The 16,035-nt window shown below is 73.2% G+C and carries 16 protein-coding genes; 10 read left to right on the plus strand and 6 right to left on the minus strand.

Annotated features, from left to right (window positions below; genetic code table 11):
- The first annotated feature begins 341 nt into the window (after nucleotides 1-341).
- The 4 genes from scpB to AC27IY_RS04850 all read left to right on the plus strand — a co-directional run bounded on the left by scpB (nucleotide 342) and on the right by AC27IY_RS04850 (nucleotide 4,492).
- Nucleotides 342-875 carry an SMC-Scp complex subunit ScpB gene (gene scpB / locus AC27IY_RS04835; RefSeq protein ID WP_329592529.1) on the plus strand — a complete coding sequence of 178 codons (534 nt, stop codon included), beginning with the start codon at nucleotides 342-344 and terminating at the stop codon, nucleotides 873-875.
- A 236-nt stretch (nucleotides 876-1,111) separates the two neighbouring features.
- Complete coding sequence (locus AC27IY_RS04840; protein WP_487177214.1) at nucleotides 1,112-2,929, plus strand: pseudouridine synthase; 1,818 nt, start codon at nucleotides 1,112-1,114, stop codon at nucleotides 2,927-2,929.
- A gap of 75 nt (nucleotides 2,930-3,004) precedes the next feature.
- On the plus strand, nucleotides 3,005-3,364 hold the full coding sequence (gene aroH / locus AC27IY_RS04845; protein WP_344205353.1) for a chorismate mutase: 360 nt from the start codon (nucleotides 3,005-3,007) through the stop codon (nucleotides 3,362-3,364).
- Between the two features lie 39 nt (nucleotides 3,365-3,403).
- The gene (locus AC27IY_RS04850; protein ID WP_344205354.1) at nucleotides 3,404-4,492 is read left to right on the plus strand and encodes a prephenate dehydrogenase; all 1,089 of its coding nucleotides are present in this window, start codon (nucleotides 3,404-3,406) and stop codon (nucleotides 4,490-4,492) included.
- A gap of 77 nt (nucleotides 4,493-4,569) precedes the next feature.
- Here the strand turns inward: AC27IY_RS04850 and AC27IY_RS04855 are convergent, their stop codons facing one another.
- Together AC27IY_RS04855 and AC27IY_RS04860 are read right to left on the minus strand one after the other, a co-directional pair.
- Nucleotides 4,570-4,764 carry a DUF2795 domain-containing protein gene (locus AC27IY_RS04855; RefSeq protein WP_344205355.1) on the minus strand — a complete coding sequence of 65 codons (195 nt, stop codon included), beginning with the start codon at nucleotides 4,762-4,764 and terminating at the stop codon, nucleotides 4,570-4,572.
- A 50-nt stretch (nucleotides 4,765-4,814) separates the two neighbouring features.
- Nucleotides 4,815-5,660 (minus strand): glycosyltransferase family 2 protein, encoded by an 846-nt coding sequence (locus tag AC27IY_RS04860; protein ID WP_487177215.1) that lies wholly within the window; start codon nucleotides 5,658-5,660, stop codon nucleotides 4,815-4,817.
- 118 nt (nucleotides 5,661-5,778) lie between these two features.
- On the opposite strand from AC27IY_RS04860, the gene AC27IY_RS04865 reads away from it, so the two are divergent.
- The 5 genes from AC27IY_RS04865 to aspS all read left to right on the plus strand — a co-directional run bounded on the left by AC27IY_RS04865 (nucleotide 5,779) and on the right by aspS (nucleotide 11,649).
- Complete coding sequence (locus AC27IY_RS04865) at nucleotides 5,779-6,549, plus strand: TetR/AcrR family transcriptional regulator (protein WP_487177216.1); 771 nt, start codon at nucleotides 5,779-5,781, stop codon at nucleotides 6,547-6,549.
- Entirely contained in the window at nucleotides 6,546-7,907 is a 1,362-nt protein-coding gene (locus AC27IY_RS04870) for a carotenoid oxygenase family protein (RefSeq protein WP_487177217.1), read from the plus strand. Before AC27IY_RS04865 ends, AC27IY_RS04870 begins: the two co-directional genes overlap by 4 nt.
- Before the next feature lie 52 nt (nucleotides 7,908-7,959).
- Entirely contained in the window at nucleotides 7,960-8,616 is a 657-nt protein-coding gene (cmk, locus tag AC27IY_RS04875) for a (d)CMP kinase (protein ID WP_487177218.1), read from the plus strand.
- Nucleotides 8,617-8,658: 42 nt separating this feature from the next.
- Nucleotides 8,659-10,050, plus strand: coding sequence for a ribosome biogenesis GTPase Der (der, locus tag AC27IY_RS04880; RefSeq protein ID WP_423452666.1), 1,392 nt, complete (start codon nucleotides 8,659-8,661; stop codon nucleotides 10,048-10,050).
- A gap of 336 nt (nucleotides 10,051-10,386) precedes the next feature.
- Nucleotides 10,387-11,649, plus strand: a complete 1,263-nt coding sequence (aspS, locus tag AC27IY_RS04885) for an aspartate--tRNA(Asn) ligase (RefSeq protein ID WP_487177219.1) — start codon at nucleotides 10,387-10,389, stop codon at nucleotides 11,647-11,649.
- 21 nt (nucleotides 11,650-11,670) lie between these two features.
- On the opposite strand, the gene AC27IY_RS04890 is transcribed toward aspS, so the two are convergent.
- The 3 genes from AC27IY_RS04890 to AC27IY_RS04900 form a co-directional block, all read right to left on the minus strand.
- On the minus strand, nucleotides 11,671-13,251 hold the full coding sequence (locus AC27IY_RS04890) for an MFS transporter (RefSeq protein WP_423472260.1): 1,581 nt from the start codon (nucleotides 13,249-13,251) through the stop codon (nucleotides 11,671-11,673).
- Entirely contained in the window at nucleotides 13,248-13,901 is a 654-nt protein-coding gene (locus AC27IY_RS04895; protein WP_423452663.1) for an LppX_LprAFG lipoprotein, read from the minus strand. The genes AC27IY_RS04890 and AC27IY_RS04895 overlap by 4 nt, the downstream gene beginning before the upstream one ends.
- 86 nt (nucleotides 13,902-13,987) lie before the next feature.
- Complete coding sequence (locus AC27IY_RS04900) at nucleotides 13,988-14,446, minus strand: MarR family winged helix-turn-helix transcriptional regulator (protein WP_344205370.1); 459 nt, start codon at nucleotides 14,444-14,446, stop codon at nucleotides 13,988-13,990.
- A gap of 33 nt (nucleotides 14,447-14,479) precedes the next feature.
- On the opposite strand from AC27IY_RS04900, the gene AC27IY_RS04905 reads away from it, so the two are divergent.
- Nucleotides 14,480-15,424, plus strand: coding sequence for a cation diffusion facilitator family transporter (locus tag AC27IY_RS04905; RefSeq protein ID WP_487177220.1), 945 nt, complete (start codon nucleotides 14,480-14,482; stop codon nucleotides 15,422-15,424).
- Here AC27IY_RS04905 and AC27IY_RS04910 read toward each other — a convergent pair.
- The gene (locus tag AC27IY_RS04910) at nucleotides 15,421-16,023 is read right to left on the minus strand and encodes a 4'-phosphopantetheinyl transferase family protein (RefSeq protein WP_487177221.1); all 603 of its coding nucleotides are present in this window, start codon (nucleotides 16,021-16,023) and stop codon (nucleotides 15,421-15,423) included. The two genes, AC27IY_RS04905 and AC27IY_RS04910, sit on opposite strands and share 4 nt — an antisense overlap.
- Nucleotides 16,024-16,035 lie beyond the last annotated feature (12 nt).

Here is a 16,035-nt window from a genome sequence, read left to right on the forward strand (position 1 = left end):
CTGAGCCTGCGGCCGAGCCTGCGGACTTCTCTGAGGCGGCGGAAGAGTCCGAGCCCGTCGATGCGCCTCGACCGGCGGAGGTGTCCGAGCCCGCCGAGATGCCGCAGCCCCCGGCCACCGCACCCCCTGCCCCGGCTCCTCATGCCGGCCCGGCATCAGCGGACGGGACGCCCCTCACCGCCGCGACGCCCGTGGCCGAAGAGGTGCGAGAGCCCCTGCGAGCGGAGCCGTCCCCAGCACCCGCGCCTTCGCCCCGCCCTGGGGGCGTCGCAGCCCCAAGCACGGGGGAGTTCGGGGCCGGTGACCAGCAGGAGGAGCAGGAAGAGGCGGCAGGGCCGACGTTGCAGGCGGCTCTGGAGGCTATCCTGCTGGTGGTCGATGAGCCCGTCGCCGAGGTGACCCTGGCGCAGGTGCTGGAGCGCCCCACCCACGAGGTCGCCGCCGCGCTGCGCGGGCTCTCGGCGGAATACACCGCCTCCGGGCGGGGTTTCGATCTGAGAGAGGTCGCAGGCGGCTGGCGGTTCTACACGCGCGCCGACTGCGCAGCGCTGGTCGAGCGGTTCGTCCGCGACGGCCAGCAGTCGCGGCTGACCCAGGCCGCGCTGGAAACCCTCGCGGTCGTGGCCTACCGGCAACCGGTGAGCCGCGCCCGTGTCGCCGCCGTACGCGGCGTCAACAGCGACGGCGTCATGCGGACGCTCGTCGCCAGGGGGCTGGTCGAGGAGGCCGGCACCGACCCGGAGAGCCAGGCAGTGCTCTACCGGACAAGCTCATACTTCCTTGAACGTCTGGGACTGCGGGACCTGAGCGAGCTCCCCGAGCTCGCCCCCTTCCTCCCCGACGACGTGGAGAACCTCGAGGAGACAACAAAGTGATCAACAGGCGAAGCACCCCGTCCGGTGATGGACGCGGTCGTGGACGCACCGGCGGCTCGGACCGTAGTGCCGGCCGTGGCGGGCGTCCCGCCTTCCGCGCGGAGCGCGACGACCGCGGATACGGCGGCCGGCCGTCCGGCGACCGCGGCAGGTCGTCCGGCGACCGCGACCGCTCGTCCGGTCGTGACCGCTCCTTCGGCGGTGACCGTGACGACCGCGGCTACGGCCGCGACTCCGTGAGTGACAACCGGCCTTCGCGCGACTCCCTCCGCGCCGACCGCGGGGGTTCCCGCGCCCGGTACGGCGGACGTGACGGCGCGAGCGAGGGCCGCTACCCCCGAGACGACCGAAACCGCCGGGATGACCGTTACGCCGGCGGCGACCGCGGCGGCGACCGGGAGCGCGGCTCCTGGTCGCGAGGCGACCGCGACGACCGGCCCGCCCGCGGCGACCGCGACGGCGGATTCTCCCGCGACGACCGCTCCGACAGGTACGGTCGCAGCCCACGCGCCGAGCGCCCGCGCGGCGAAGGCTTCGGCGGCCCCCGAGGCGATCGCGACCGCGGCTGGGACCGCGACCGGTCCAGCGACTGGTCCAGCGGCAGGCCCAGTGACCGGACCGGTGACCGGGCCGGTGACCGGGGCGGCAGCCGGACCTGGGACCGCGACCGCGACGGGAACCGCGGCGGCTACCGCGCCGACCGCCCCGAGCGCCGCACCGACCGCTCCTTCGACCGTCCCGAGCGCCGCACGGATCGCTTCGGCGACCGCTCCGACAGCCGCGCCGACCGCTTCGGCAACCGTTCCGAGAGCCGTTCCGACCGCTTCGGCGGCCGTCCTGAGGGCCGTTCCGACCGCTTCGGCGGCCGTTCTGAAGGCCGCACCGACCGGTTCGGCGGCCGTTCCGAGGGCCGCGTCGAGCGGTCCGGTGGCCGTACCGACGGGTTCGGCGGGCGTGAGGACCGGGGTGGTTACCGGTCCGACCGTGGTGAGCGCCGGGACGACCGGGGTGGTTTCCGTTCCGACCGGAGCGGGGGACGCTCCGAGCAGGGCGCGCCCCGCGATGCGGGATCGACCCGTTCCCGCTACGGCCGGCGTGACGACGCCCCCCGGGGCGTCGTACGGGCGACCGCCCGTGGCGGCAGGCGCGACGACGTCCAGACCATTGGCAAGGCCGGCAGGACCGGCGGGCCGGGAGGCGGCGCGTCCGGTGACCGCAAGGGTCCCGGCAGCCCCCAGCAGGCCCGCATCAAGGCGGCCCGCCAGCCCATCCGCGACCGCGACCTGTTCCCCGAGGGCTACACCGACGAGCGCGACACCACCGAGGTCCCGGACGGCGTCCGGCTGCAGAAGGTGCTCGCGCAGGCGGGCGTGGCCAGCCGCAGGGCGTGCGAGGAGATGATCGGTGAGGGCCGCGTCACGGTGAACGGCCAGGTCGTACGCCGCTTCGGCGCCAAGGTCGACCCCGCCAAGCAGGTCATCCACGTGGACGGCAAGCGCATCCCGACGGCCCCCGACCTGGTCTACTACGCGCTCAACAAGCCCATCGGCGTCGTGTCCACCATGGAGGACCCGCAGGGCCGCCCGTGCCTGGCCGACTACGTCCAGGAGCTGGCGCCGAGGCTGTTCCACGTGGGCCGGCTCGACACCGAGACCGAGGGCCTGCTGCTGCTCACCAACGACGGCGAGCTGGCCAACCGGCTCACCCACCCCAGCTACGGCGTGCAGAAGAAGTACTGGGCGAAGGTGCCTGGCCCGATCCCGAGGGACCTCGGGCGCCGGCTCAAGCAGGGCATCGAGCTGGAGGACGGTCTCGTCAGGGCCGACAGCTTCGCCATCGTGCAGGAGCACGCCCAGCAGGCGCTGGTCGAGGTCGTCCTGCACGAGGGGCGCAAGCACGTCGTCAGGCGCATGCTGGAGGAGGCCGGGCACCGGGTCATCGACCTGGCCAGGATCGAGTTCGGCCCGGTGAAGCTGGGCCGTACCAAGCCCGGCACCATCCGCGCGCTGACCCTGAAAGAGGTCGGCGAGCTGTACGCGGCCGTGAAGCTGTAATCTGTCCGAACGCAGGAGCCCGTGCGTGCTTTGTCCCGCACGGGCTCTCCCGCTTGTCAGAAGGGGACGAACCACATGGTGCGGGCGGTCCGCGGGGCGATCCAGGTGGACGCGAACGATCGTGACTCGATCATCGAGGGCACGACCGAGCTGGTCAGCGTCCTCATGGAGCGCAACCGGCTGACCACGGACGACGTGATCAGCGTGCTGTTCACGGCCACGCCCGACCTGACGGCGGAGTTCCCCGCGCTCGCGGCGCGCAAGCTGGGCTTCCACGAGGTGCCGCTGATCTGCTGCACCGAGATCGACGTGCCGGGCGCGCTGCCCCGCGTCGTACGGCTCATGGCCCACATCGAGACCGATCGCCCACGTTCGGAGATCCACCACGTCTACCTGCGGGGTGCCGTGGCGCTCCGCCAGGACATCGCCCAATAGGCCCCGATCAGGGGCGGCCCGACACACCAGGACATCCAGATGGAACTACGCACCGTGCTCGTCGTCGGCACCGGTCTCATCGGCACCAGCACCGCGCTGGCGCTGCGCAGGCACGGCGTGCGGGTCCTGCTCGCCGACCGCGACCCCGGCGCCGTACGGCTGGCGCGCGAGCTCGGCGCGGGCGAGGAATGGACGCCTGAGGCCCCGCCCGAGGAGGGCGTAGACCTGGCGGTGATCGCGGTGCCCCCGGCGTTCGTGGCCGGCGAGCTGCTGGAGCTGCAGCGGCACGACGCCGCCCGCTTCTACACCGACGTGGCCAGCGTCAAGGCCGAGCCCATCGACCGGGCCCGGCAGCTCGGCTGCGACCTGACGTCGTACGTCGCCTCGCACCCGCTCGCGGGCCGGGAGCGGAGCGGCCCGGGCGCCGCCCGCGAGGACCTGTTCCTGGGCCGTCCGTGGGCGCTGTGCCCCACCGGGGAGGCCGATCCCGAGGCGAAGGCCGCCGTGCTGCGGCTGGTCGAGCTGTGCGGGGCAAACCCGGTCGAGGTCGGCGCGGTCGAGCACGACCGCGCCGTGGCCGTCGTCTCCCACGCGCCGCACGTCACCGCCTCGGCCGTGGCCGCGCGCCTGGCCGACACCACGGACGTCGCGCTCGGCCTGGCCGGTCAGGGCGTCAGGGACGTTACCAGGATCGCCGGCAGCGACCCCGGCCTGTGGCTCGGCATCCTGTCGGGCAACGCGGCCCCGGTCGCCGAGGTGCTGGAGGCCGTCGCGCGGGACCTCACCGAGGCAGCGGGCGCGCTGCGCGCCCTGGCCGACGGTGACGGCACCGCCATGCAGGACATCACCCAGCTGCTCAAGCGGGGTGTCGTCGGGCACGACCGCATCCCGGGCAAGCACGGCGGGCCCGCCTCGGCGTACGCGGTGGTCCAGGTGGTCATCGGCGACCGTCCCGGGCAGCTCGCCCGGTTGTTCCAGGTGTGCGACGAGGTCGGGGTCAACGTCGAGGACGTCCGGCTGGAGCACGCGCCCGGGTTGCCGCTGGGCATCGCCGAGCTGTCCGTGCAGCCCGACGCCGCGGTCCCGCTCGTCGAGGCGCTGCGCGACCGGGGCTGGCAGCTTCCCTGACCCGCTGGTGCCGCGGTGCCCCGGTGGGGTGCGCGGCGGGTGTCGGCGGCCCACCGCGCACGCTGATCACCGCTCGGTCACTTCTTGGTGACCGCCTGGCTGACGGCGTTGGGGCCGTCGTACTCGCGGTCCGGCATGTCCTCCAGAGCCTTGACGATGTCGTCGTCCGCGCCGTGGTCACGGGCGGCCCGGACCAGGTCGTCCTTGCTGGCGGGGTAGTCCACGCCGCTCAGGTGCTTCTGGAGCTGGATCGGGTTCGGTGCTGTACTCATGTCGGCCTGCTGCCCGTCGTACGCGGGAGGTAACAGCGGGTGCCCCGAAGTCAGCCGCCGGCGCGTTCCAGCAGGCGGCGGTCGCGTTCGACGGACGGAGGGAGGGCACGGCGGGCGGCCAGGGCCCGTGGCAGGCGGGGTACGGCGGTGCGCAGCCCCTCCCAGCCCGCCGGCCCCCGGCGCAGCGCGGCGAGGAGCCTGCGGGCCACCACCGTCCACGGGCGGCGCAGCACCGCCGTGAGCACGGAGTTGCGCGCGGCCAGCACCTGCCGTCCCCGGTGGTCCCTGGACGGTGACGGGTGGCGGTGGGCCACGACGTCGTCCACGTACGCCAGGCCCCACCCGCGCGCCGCCAGGTCCACCGCCAGCCGTTCCTCCTCGCCGAAGAAGAAGATCACGTCGTCGAACCCGCCCGCCTCCAGGAACGCCTCCCGCCGCACCACGGCGCCGCACGCCAGGAAGCCCAGCACGCTCGGCCCCGGCAGGTCAGGCCCGGCGCCGAGCGGCGAGCGCGCCATCCGCTCCGACACCGGGTCCAGCCGCTCCTCGGGGCCCACGAGCACGCGCGCCCCCAGGACCGCCAGCCGGGGGTGGGCGTCCAGCACGTCGGCCGCCCGTCCCAGCGCTCCCGGCGCCCACCAGGAGTCGTCGTCGGCGAAGGCCACGTAGGGCGTCTCCGCCAGGCGTACGCCGACGTTGCGGGCGGGCGCCCCCAGGTTCTCGCCCGCCTCGACCACCTGTACGTCGGGGAAGTGCTTGCGGACGAAGCCCACCGTCCCGTCGGTGGAGCCGTTGTCGACGAGGATCACCGGACGCGGGTGCCGGGGGAGCGAGCGGGCCAGCGCTCGCAGCCTGTCCTTGCTGGCCACCACGACCGTGACCCGGGCTTCGCTCACATCAGAGCACTTACCTGCCGAAACCCTCTTAGTCGCTGAATGGCGGTTGATGAACCGGGGGAGGAGGGCGTACAAAGGACGGTAACAACGTTACCGAGAAGAAACGGCGTTACCGAGTATGGCGACCGCGTACCAGCAGGCACAGCGAGAAGGGCAGGACGTCGTCCGGACGGCGATCCTCGACACCGCCACGCACCTGCTCGTCACCGAAGGGCCGGGCGCGCTCACCGTCCGGCGCATCGCGGGCGAGGCCGGCTGCTCCACGAAGGTCATCTACACGCTGTTCGGCGGCAAGGACGGGCTGGTCGAGGCGCTGTGGCTGGAGGGGTTCGCCCGGTTCGAGCGCCGGCTGCGCGCCGCGCCGAAGAACGCGCGAGGGGAGCGGCGGCTGCACGCCGCGCCCGAGGACGAGCACGGCAAGAGGGACGCCGTCGACGGCCCCCTCTCCGAACCGCCGGCCGATCCCTTGGCCGAGCTGCGGGCCGGGCTGGACGCCTACCGCGACTACGCGCTCGCCGAGCCCGACTACTACCGGGTCATGTTCCAGGGCGCGGTGCCCGGGTTCAGCCCGGGGCCCGAGGCCGTGGCGGCCGCGCGGCGCTCGTTCGAGCTGCTCGTCCACGCCGTACGGGCGTGCCTGGAGCACGGGCTGCTGCGCGGCGGCACCGCCAGGGAGATCGCCGACCTGCTCTGGATGGCCGTCCACGGAGCCGTCAGCCTGGAGATCACCGGTTTCTTCGCGGCACCCGAGGCCGCCCGGCGCTACCGCGCCCTGTACGCCGCCGTCCTCGCCCCCTTCCTGCTGCCGCCCGACCTGCCCGACGACGAGCCGGGCGGCGAGTTTCGCGAACTGCCGTACGAGGAGTCCGTAGAGAGGACCGCGTCATGACCACCACCCCGTTCAGGGACGGCTTCGCACCCGTGACCGAGGAGATCACCGCCTTCGACCTGGAGGTGACCGGCCGCATCCCGGCCGTGTTCAACGGCCGATTCCTGCGCAACGGCCCCAACCCGCTCAGCCTCGACGACCCGCACGCCTCCCACCTGTTCCTCGGCGAGGGCATGGTGCACGGGGTGCGGCTGCGCGACGGCCGCGCCGAGTGGTACCGCAACCGCTGGGTCCGCAGCGCCGACGTCGCCCGCAGGCTCGGCGAGCCGGTCCGGCCCGGACCCGTGCACGCGGGCATGGACTTCGCGCCCAACACGCACGTCATCGGGCTGGCCGGGCGCACGTTCGCGACCGTGGAGGCGGGCGCGCTGCCGTACGAGCTGAGCTACGAGCTGGAGACGATCGGCAGCTGCGACTTCGGCGGCGGCCTGCCGGGCGGGTTCGCCGCCCACACCCATGCCGACCCGGTCACCGGCGAGCTGCACGCGGTGGCGTACTTCTTCGGCTGGGACCACCATCAGCACCTCGTCCTCGGCCCCGACGGCACGGTGCGGCAGGTGCGCAACATCCCGATCGCCGACGCGCCGATGCTGCACGACTTCGCCCTCACCGAGCGCTACGTCGTCCTCTACGACCTGCCGGTCACGTTCAGCATGGAGCACGCCCAGAAGGGCACGCCGCTGCCGTACGCATGGAACGAGGCCCACGGCGCCCGCATCGGCCTGCTGCCCCGCGCCGGCGGCGAGACGCGCTGGTTCGACGTGGAGCCGTGCTGGGTCTTCCACACGGTCAACGCCTACGACGACGGCGACGAGGTGGTGGTGGACGTGATCCGCTACCCCAAGAGGTTCGTGGACGCCCGGCTCGACGCCGGCGGCGCGCCCACCCTCGACCGCTGGCGCGTGGACCCGGCCTCCGGCAAGGTCTCCCAGACCCGGCTGGACGACCGCTCGCAGGAGTTCCCGCGCATCGACGAGCGGCGCACCGGCCTGCCCCACCGCTACGGCTACACCGCCGCCGCCCGCGAGCTGAACGACATCGTCAGCCCGCACGACACGGGGCTGGAGGACCTGCCGGACGAGGCGTTCGACAACACCCTCATCAAGCACGACCTGGTCCGCGGCACGCAGGAGGCCCGGCAGTTCGGGCGGGGGGCGTACGTCGGCGAGCCGGTCTTCGTTCCCGAGGGCGAGGCCGAGGACGACGGCTACGTGATGACGCTCGTCAACGACCCGGACAGGGGAGCGGCCGACCTCGTGATCGTCTCGGCCCGCGACTTCACCGGCGAGCCGGTCGCCACCGTGCACCTCCCCGCCCGCGTCCCGCTCGGCTTCCACGGGAGCTGGATCGCCGACTGAGCCGGACGCGGTAGCCTCTTCAGGTCGAGACACACGTCAAGAGGGAGAGGCCGTGACCGGTCTGGTCGTCGCCATGGACGGACCTTCGGGGTCGGGCAAGTCGAGCGTGTCGCGCGGGGTCGCCCGCGCGCTGGGCCTGCGCTACCTCGACACCGGGGCCATGTACCGCGCGATGACCTGGTGGATGCTCCAGCAGGGCGTCGACCTCGCTGATCCGGCCGCGATCGCGGCCCGCAGCGGCGAGCCGGGCATCGTCTGCGCCACCGACCCCGACGCGCCCGCCATCCACGTCGACGGCGTCGACGTCGGCGGGCCGATCAGGGAGGCCGAGGTGACCAGCGCGGTCTCCGTCGTGGCCGCCGTCCCCGAGGTGCGGGCGCGGCTGGTCGCACTCCAGCGGGAGGCCATCGGCGCCGGCGGCATCGTCGTCGAGGGCCGCGACATCGGCTCCGTCGTCTGCCCCGACGCCCCCGTCAAGATCTACCTGACGGCGAGCGCGGAGGCGCGTGCCCGCAGGCGCTCCGCCGAGCTGGCGGGCACCACGGTCGAGGCGCAGCAGGAGGCCATGGCCAGGCGTGACACCCTGGACTCGACGAGGAAGACCGACCCACTCTCGATGGCGGATGGCGCCGTCGAGCTCGACACCACCGCGCTCAGCCTCGACGAGGTGATCGCGGAGGTGTTGAGGCTGGTCAAGGAGCGCGCCTGATGACCATGTCAGGCGCGGTACTCACACAAAGGACGAAATATCGTGTCAACGGGGGACTGGGTCGAGGCAGAGCTCGACGACCTTGAGATCACCGAGCACGGCGACAGCACTCCGCTGCCCGTCGTCGCCATCGTAGGACGCCCGAACGTCGGCAAGTCCACGCTGGTCAACCGCATCATCGGCCGCCGCGAGGCGGTCGTCGAGGACGTGCCGGGCGTGACCCGCGACCGCGTCACCTACGAGGCCAACTGGCGTGGCCGCCGCTTCACCGTCGTCGACACCGGCGGCTGGGACCCCGACGCCACCGGCATGAACCTGCGCATCGCCGAGCAGGCGCAGGTCGCCGTCGAGCTGGCCGACGTGATCGTGTTCGTGGTGGACGCCACCGTGGGCGCGACCGACGCCGACGAGATCGTGGGCGCCGTGCTGCGCCAGTCCGGCAAGCCGGTCGTGCTGGCCGCCAACAAGGTCGACAACCAGCAGCTCGAACTCGAGGCCGCCGCGCTGTGGGCGCTCGGCCTCGGCGAGCCCTACCCCGTCTCGGCCCTGCACGGCCGCTCCAGCGGCGACCTGCTCGACGTGGTGCTCGACGCGCTGCCCGACACGCCGCGCGTCACGTTCGAGACCCAGCGCGGCCCGGCCAGGATCGCGCTGCTCGGCAAGCCCAACGTGGGCAAGTCCTCGCTGCTCAACAAGCTCGCCGGCGAGGAGCGGGTGCTGGTCGACCCGATGGCGGGCACCACCCGCGACCCGGTGGACGAGCTGGTCGAGCTGGGCGGGCGCACCTGGCGCTTCATCGACACCGCCGGCATCCGCAGGCGCGACCGCGAGCTGCAGGGCGCCGACTTCTACGCCGCCATGCGCACCCGCGCGGCCCTGGAGCGCTCGGAGGTGGCGATCGTGCTGATCGACGCCAGCGAGCCGCTCACCGAGCAGGACCTGCGCATCATCGGCCTGGTCATCGAGTCGGGCCGGGCCATGGTGGTCGCCTTCAACAAGTGGGACCTCGTCGACGAGGACCGCCGCTACTACCTGGAGAAGGAGATCGACCGGCAGCTCGTCCGCACCCCGTGGGCGCTGCGGGTCAACATCTCCGCCAAGACCGGGCGGCACGTCGACCGGCTGGTCCCGGCGCTGGAGAAGGCGCTCGACTCGTGGTCCACGCGGGTGCCGACGGCGCGGCTCAACGCGTTCCTGACCGAGCTGGTGCAGCAGACGCCGCCGCCGGTGCGGGGCGGCAAGCAGCCGAAGATCCTCTTCGCCACGCAGGCGTCGACCGAGCCGCCGAAGTTCGTGCTGTTCACCTCCGGCTGGCTGGAGGACACCTACCGGCGCTTCATCGAGCGGCGCATCCGCGAGGAGTTCGGCTTCGCGGGCTCGCCCATCGAGGTCACCATGAAGATCAGGGAAAAGCGTCCCAAGAAGGACAAGTGACAGGCGCGGGCGCTTCCGGAGACCGGGAGCGCCCGCCCGTTTTTTGCCCCGGAGGCCGCCCGGCCGTAAAGTGATCGGCAACACGTTGAGGGAGCCGAGTAGCCGCGGCCCCGCTCGGGTCCAGAGAGCCGCCGGAAGCTGTGAAGGCGGCCCCGAGCCCTGCGGCGAAGACACTCCTGAGTGCGGGGAGGAAATGCCCCGCCGGCCTGACCCCCGTCATCGGGTCCTCTTCGAGGCCGCGCCGCTCCGGCGGGGCGGCGAAAGTGCGGTGGCACCGGGAGCTCCCTTCTCCCCCGCACTCCCAAGGGATCACGCACATCCTGCAGAGGAGCTGTGATGATCTCTCGTATTCTGTCCGCTGAGCTCGCCGAGCACACCGGACGACGAGTGACGATCGCCGGCTGGGTCCATCGCCGCCGGCACCTGAAATCCGTGTCCTTCCTCGTGGTACGCGACCGCGCCGGCCTGGCCCAGGTGGTCACCGGGAGCGGCCTGCCGGGGGAGGAGAGCGTGGTCCGGGTCACCGGCACCGTGACCGCCCGGCCGCAGGCGCCCGGCGGCGTCGAGCTGACCGAGCCGGAGATCGAAGTGCTGGCCGAGCCGGGCGCGCCGCCCCCGTTCGACCTCTACCGGCCGGTGGTGCCCGCCGCGCTGCCGACCGTGCTCGACCACGCGCCGGTCGCGCTCCGGCACCCCCGGCTGAGGGCGCCGCTGGAGATCTCGGCCGCGAGCGTGGCCGGGTTCCGCGAGACGCTCGACCGGCTCGGCTTCACCGAGATCCACACCCCGAAGATCGTCGCCTCGGCCACCGAGTCCGGGGCGAACGTCTTCGGCATCGACTACTTCGGGCGGCGCGCCTACCTGGCCCAGTCGCCGCAGTTCTACAAGCAGACGATGGTGGGGGTGTTCGAGCGGGTCTACGAGGTCGGGCCAGTCTTCCGCGCCGAGCCGCACGACACCGCGCGGCACCTGGCCCAGTACACCAGCCTGGACGCCGAGCTGGGCTTCGTGGCCGACCACCGGGACGTCATGGCCGTGCTCCGCGAGGCCGTGGCGGGCATGCTGGCGTCGGTGCGCGACCGCGCTGCGCCGGCCGTCGAGCTGCTCGGCCTGACGCTGCCCGAGGTGCCCGCCGAGATCCCGGCCGTGCACTTCACCGAGGCGCAGCGGCTCACCTCCTCAGGCGAGCCGGACCTGGACCCGGCGCAGGAGCGGTGGCTGTCGGAGTGGGCGCTGCGGGAGCACGGGTCGGAGTTCCTGTTCGTCACCGGCTACCCGATGACCAAGCGGCCGTTCTACACCCACCCCGACCCCGCCAGGCCCGCCTACTCCAACGGCTTCGACCTGCTGTTCCGCGGGCTGGAGCTGGTGACGGGCGGGCAGCGGCTGCACCGGCACGAGGACTACACGGCGGCGCTGGCCGCCCGTGGGGAGCCGGTGGAGCCGTACGAGGGGTATCTGCAGGCGTTCAGGTACGGCATGCCGCCGCACGGCGGGTTCGCGCTGGGCCTGGAACGCTGGACGGCCCGGCTGACGGGCGCGGCCAACATCCGCGAGACCACCGCCTTCCCGCGCGACCTCCACCGCCTGTCTCCCTGACCGGCGGCGCCCCGGCCCCGGTCAGCGGGTCTCCGCTGCCGGGGCCGGCGCGGGGACCCGCCCGGGGAGGCGGCGCGGCATGAGGAAGGCGGCCGCCGCGCCCGCCAGGCAGACGAACGCCGTCACGAGGAACATCTCGGTGTACTCCACGTGCAACGCCGCCTGCACCTGACCGGTGTACTCGGCGAGCTGCCGCTGGTAGGTCGCCGCGTCCACGCCGAACGGGAGCGGCGTGTCCAGGTCGGCCGTGAGCGACTGGAACCGGTGGAACCCCCACGCCGACACCGCCGCGATGCCGACCAGCATGCCCATCATCCTGGCCACCACGACCGCCGCCGAGGCCACCCCGTGCTGGTCGGCCCGGCTGGCGCGCAGCACCGCCGACGACACCGGGGCGATCACCACGCCGAGGCCCAGCCCGGCCACCACCAGGGCGGCGTCCACGGCCAGGCCCGCCTCGGCCAGCCGCAGCGGCCAGCGGCTCATCAGCCCGTAGCCGGCCGCGGCGACCACCATGCCGGCCACCGCGACCACGCGCTCGCCCAGCCGGCGGGAGAGCACCCCGCCGAGCAGCGCGCCGACGGTCAGCGCGATCAGGAAGCGGGCCAGGACGAACGCCGCGCCCAGCTCGTCCCGGTCGAGCAGCGTCTGCGCGGTGAACGGCACGAACACCATCGTGACCAGCAGCGCCGCCCCCGCGAGAAAACTCACGCCCAGCGTCGCCAGCAGCGGCCCCTTGGGGACGCCGGACAGGTCGAGGATGCGTACGGGGGAGCGGATCTCCCACCAGACGAAGACTCCGGCCGCCACCGCGCCCGCCGCGATCAGGGGGGCTCCCCAGGGCGGCAGGAACGCCTCGGCCGGGTCGGGGTTGTACAGGCCGATGACGAGCAGGGCCAGGGCGAGGGCCAGCAGCGCGCCGCCCACCGCGTCCACCCGGCGGGCCGCGCCTTCCACTGGGCCTTCCACTGGGCCTTCCACTGGGCCTTCCACGGGGCGGGCGGGCCGGCCGGGGACGGTGAAGTGGACCGCCACGGCCGCGAGCGCCGCCAGCGGCACGTTGACCCAGAAGATGGCGTGCCAGCCGCCCAGCTCCACGCCCGCCACCGCGAACGCCGGGATCTGCGCCAGCAGACCGCCGTAGAGGGGGCCGAGCGCCGAGCCCAGCTCCTGCGCCGCGCCGACCGCGCCGAGCGCGACCGGCCGCTCCCGCTCCTCCCACAGGTCGCCGATGAGCGCCATCGTGATCGGCAGCAGCGCCCCGCCCGCGATGCCCTGCACGGTGCGCCCGGCCACGACCATCGTCTCGCCGGCCGCCAGCGCCGTCAGCACCGACCCGAGCGCGAACACCGCCAGGCAGGCGTGGATCAGCGGCCGCCGCCCGTAACGGTCGGAGAGCTGCCCGAGCAGCGGCATCGCCGCGATGTAGCCGAGCAGGAACCCGGTGACGATCGGCGTGGCCCGCTCCAGGTGGTTGAGCGGCACGCCGACGTCCCTGGCGATCTCGATGAGGACGGTCACCACCACGTACGCGTCGAGCGCGGCCAGCAGCACCACCGCGCCCCCCGCGCCGAGCGCGACCCGGCGGGCGACGGCCGTCATCCGGCGGGCGGCGTGATCGTGACCGGCGCGTCGTAGTCGCTGAACGACACCGTCACGGTGCCGCCGGGCAACGGCAGGCTCGCCTTGCTGAGCCTGCTGGTGGCCTGGTCGATCCAGACCTTGCCGTTCACGTCCTGCGTGACCCCCGGCACGATGTCCTTGACCACCTGGGCGGGGAACGTCGTCGCCACCCGGTAGGCGCCGCCCTCGACGCCCTCGACCTGCGGGTTCGTCGCCGAGGACAGCATCTTCGCGATGCCCTTCGTCGGCTCCAGGATCACCGACGGGTCGTAGAACTGCGCGAGCTGCTGCCTGGTCATCTTCTGGAAGCCGCCCGTCGGGCCCTTGAAGTGCACCGTGTCGCCGACGAGGGCGAAGGTGACCTCCTGGAGGTTGCCCAGGATGGAGATCGTGAGCGTGCCGTCGGCGTCACCGCCGGCGGTGAGCCTGCCGTCCGCCTTCTGCAGCGGCACCTCCGGCTTGCCTTCGGTGGCGATGGAGAAGGCGGCCGACTTGACCGCCGTCATGGCCTCGGCGGCCTTCTTCATCAGGTCGGGGCCGGCGGGCAGCTCGGCCTCGCCGCCGCCACCACCCGACGAGCAGGCCGACGCGAGCGCGAGAACCGCCACGATCAGAAGTCTTCTGAGCATGAGCGGATCGTAGCGACCGGTGGCGGAGGCCGCGCGCGGTCGCGGATATCGGTTGGATGTCGGCCCGCGACCAGGCGCGGGCGCGATCAGCGCAGCTTCTTGAGCTGCTCCACGAGCGGCGCGTACGCCGCCTCGATCGCTTCGAGCTGCTCGTCGGTGAGCCGGTCCACGAAGTGCTCGCGCACGCTCGCCACATGGAACGGCGCCACCCGCTGGATGGTCTCCCAGCCCTCGTCCGTCAGCACCGCGAACGTGCCCCGCCGGTCGTCACGGCAGTCCTCCCGCTTGACCAGGCCCTTGGCCTCCATGCGGGAGATCTGGTGCGACAGGCGGCTGCGGGACTGGATGGTGGCGTCGGCCAGGTCGCTCATGCGCATCCGGCGGCCCTGGCTCTCCGACAGGTTGACCAGGATCTCGTAGTCGTTGAGCGACAGGGCGTGCTCCTGCAGCTCGCGGTCGAGCCGGTGCATGAGCAGCTTGTGCAGCGCCAGGTGCGTGCGCCAGGCACGCTGTTCGGCGGATGACAGCCAGCGAGGGGCGCTCATGATCTCAAGATTAGCGTACGTAGAGTGAACGGCATGGGGGAGAGGCCGGCGGAGAAGGGGGCGGAGAGCCTCGGCACGGTGCTCGTGGCCGGGGCCGCGAACCTGGCCATCGCGCTGGCCAAGCTGATCGCCGGGCTGTTCAGCGGCTCGGCGGCCATGCTGTCGGAGGCCGCGCACTCGGCCGCCGACACCGTCACCGAGATCCTGCTGCTGGTCGCGATCCGCCGCTCGGGCCGGCCCGCCGACCGGCGTCGTCCGTTCGGGTACGGCAAGGCCGGGTTCGTCTGGGCCATGATGGCGGCGGTGGCCACGCTCGTCGGCGGCGCCGGATTCTCCGTGACGCACGGCGTGCACGTGATCAGCCGCGGCGAGGAGCTCGGCAACCTCGTCCCGTCCTACATCGTGCTGGCCGTCTCCTTCGTCATCGAGTCCCTGTCGTTCGCCAAGGCGTACAGCCAACTGCGTGCCGAGGCGGCCCGCTACCAGCTCCATCCGGTGCGGCTGGTGCGGATCACCTCCGACACGGCGCTCAAGGCCGTGGTGTTCGAGGACGCGGCCGCGCTGGCCGGGCTGGTGATCGCGGGCGGCGGGCTGCTCGGCTCCCAGCTCACCGGGTCGGCCCTGTGGGACGGCCTGGCCTCCGTCGCCATCGGCCTGCTCCTGCTGCTGGCCGCGCTCACCCTGATCAGGGCCAACCTGTCGCTGCTCATCGGGCAGGCCGCGCCGCCCTCCGTGGAGACCGGGATCCGCGCGGTGCTCCTGGCCCAGCCGGAGGTCGAGGACGTCGTCGAGCTGCTCACCATGATGATCGGCCCCGGCGACGTGCTGGTCGCCGCCAAGATCGACTTCAGGGACGAGGCCAGCGCGGCCGGCGTCGAGATCGCCTGCGACGAGGTGGACCGGCGGCTGCGCCGGGAGTTCCCCGTCGTCAGGCTGGTCTTCCTCGATCCCACCCCGACCCGCCGCCCCTCCGGCTAGCTCACGTGCGGGATCGGCACGCGGCGGGCCGGGAGGTCCGTCACGACCGCCACCCTGAGGTCCGGGCCGGCCGTCCACTCCAGCAGGTGGCGGCCGTCCAGGTCGTCGCCGCCGCTGTCGAGCTGGTCCAGCTGGTCGAGTGACAGCTCGCCCCGTTTGATCAGGGCCTCCTTACGGGTCCAGCGCCGCATCAGCTCGTCGTTGCCGGTGACCTCGGCCCGCTCGCGCGGGGTGAGCACGCGTTCGGCCAGCGCCTCGTCCAGCGGGCCCGGCGGCACCCGCTCGGCGTCCACGCCGACCTTGCCGGGGCCGGCCGCGGCGCAGACGTACCCGCGGGTGTGGCTGAGGCTCACGCCCAGCTCGGGGGCCTGCTCGACGTACGGTCTGCCGTGGCCGGGGCCGTGCACCTCGCAGATTTGCAGCAGCGTCAGCGCGGCCGGGTCGGCGTCGAGCGCGGCCGCCGCGCAGAGCCGGACGAGCAGGTGGGCGGCGACGAACGTGTCGCGGTCCGCCTCGAAACGGAACCGCGCGGCGCGTTCGCGCTCCACCTCGGTGAGCCAGTGTTCGGGCGCGCGCACCTCGCCGGGGTGGCCGCCCATCGCCAGAGGGCC

The sequence above is a fragment of the Nonomuraea sp. B208 genome (genome assembly GCF_057536035.1).

Excerpts from the sequence above, each read along its gene's own strand:
- aroH (WP_344205353.1), top strand. The coding sequence starts at position 3,005 with ATGGTGCGGGCGGTCCGCGGGGCGATCCAGGTGGACGCGAACGATCGT.
- AC27IY_RS04850 (WP_344205354.1), top strand. The coding sequence starts at position 3,404 with ATGGAACTACGCACCGTGCTCGTCGTCGGCACCGGTCTCATCGGCACC.
- AC27IY_RS04855 (WP_344205355.1), bottom strand. The coding sequence starts at position 4,764 with ATGAGTACAGCACCGAACCCGATCCAGCTCCAGAAGCACCTGAGCGGC.
- AC27IY_RS04865 (WP_487177216.1), top strand. The coding sequence starts at position 5,779 with ATGGCGACCGCGTACCAGCAGGCACAGCGAGAAGGGCAGGACGTCGTC.
- AC27IY_RS04870 (WP_487177217.1), top strand. The coding sequence starts at position 6,546 with ATGACCACCACCCCGTTCAGGGACGGCTTCGCACCCGTGACCGAGGAG.
- aspS (WP_487177219.1), top strand. The coding sequence starts at position 10,387 with ATGATCTCTCGTATTCTGTCCGCTGAGCTCGCCGAGCACACCGGACGA.
- AC27IY_RS04890 (WP_423472260.1), bottom strand. The coding sequence starts at position 13,251 with ATGACGGCCGTCGCCCGCCGGGTCGCGCTCGGCGCGGGGGGCGCGGTG.
- AC27IY_RS04895 (WP_423452663.1), bottom strand. The coding sequence starts at position 13,901 with ATGCTCAGAAGACTTCTGATCGTGGCGGTTCTCGCGCTCGCGTCGGCC.
- AC27IY_RS04900 (WP_344205370.1), bottom strand. The coding sequence starts at position 14,446 with ATGAGCGCCCCTCGCTGGCTGTCATCCGCCGAACAGCGTGCCTGGCGC.
- AC27IY_RS04905 (WP_487177220.1), top strand. The coding sequence starts at position 14,480 with ATGGGGGAGAGGCCGGCGGAGAAGGGGGCGGAGAGCCTCGGCACGGTG.
- AC27IY_RS04910 (WP_487177221.1), bottom strand. The coding sequence starts at position 16,023 with ATGGGCGGCCACCCCGGCGAGGTGCGCGCGCCCGAACACTGGCTCACC.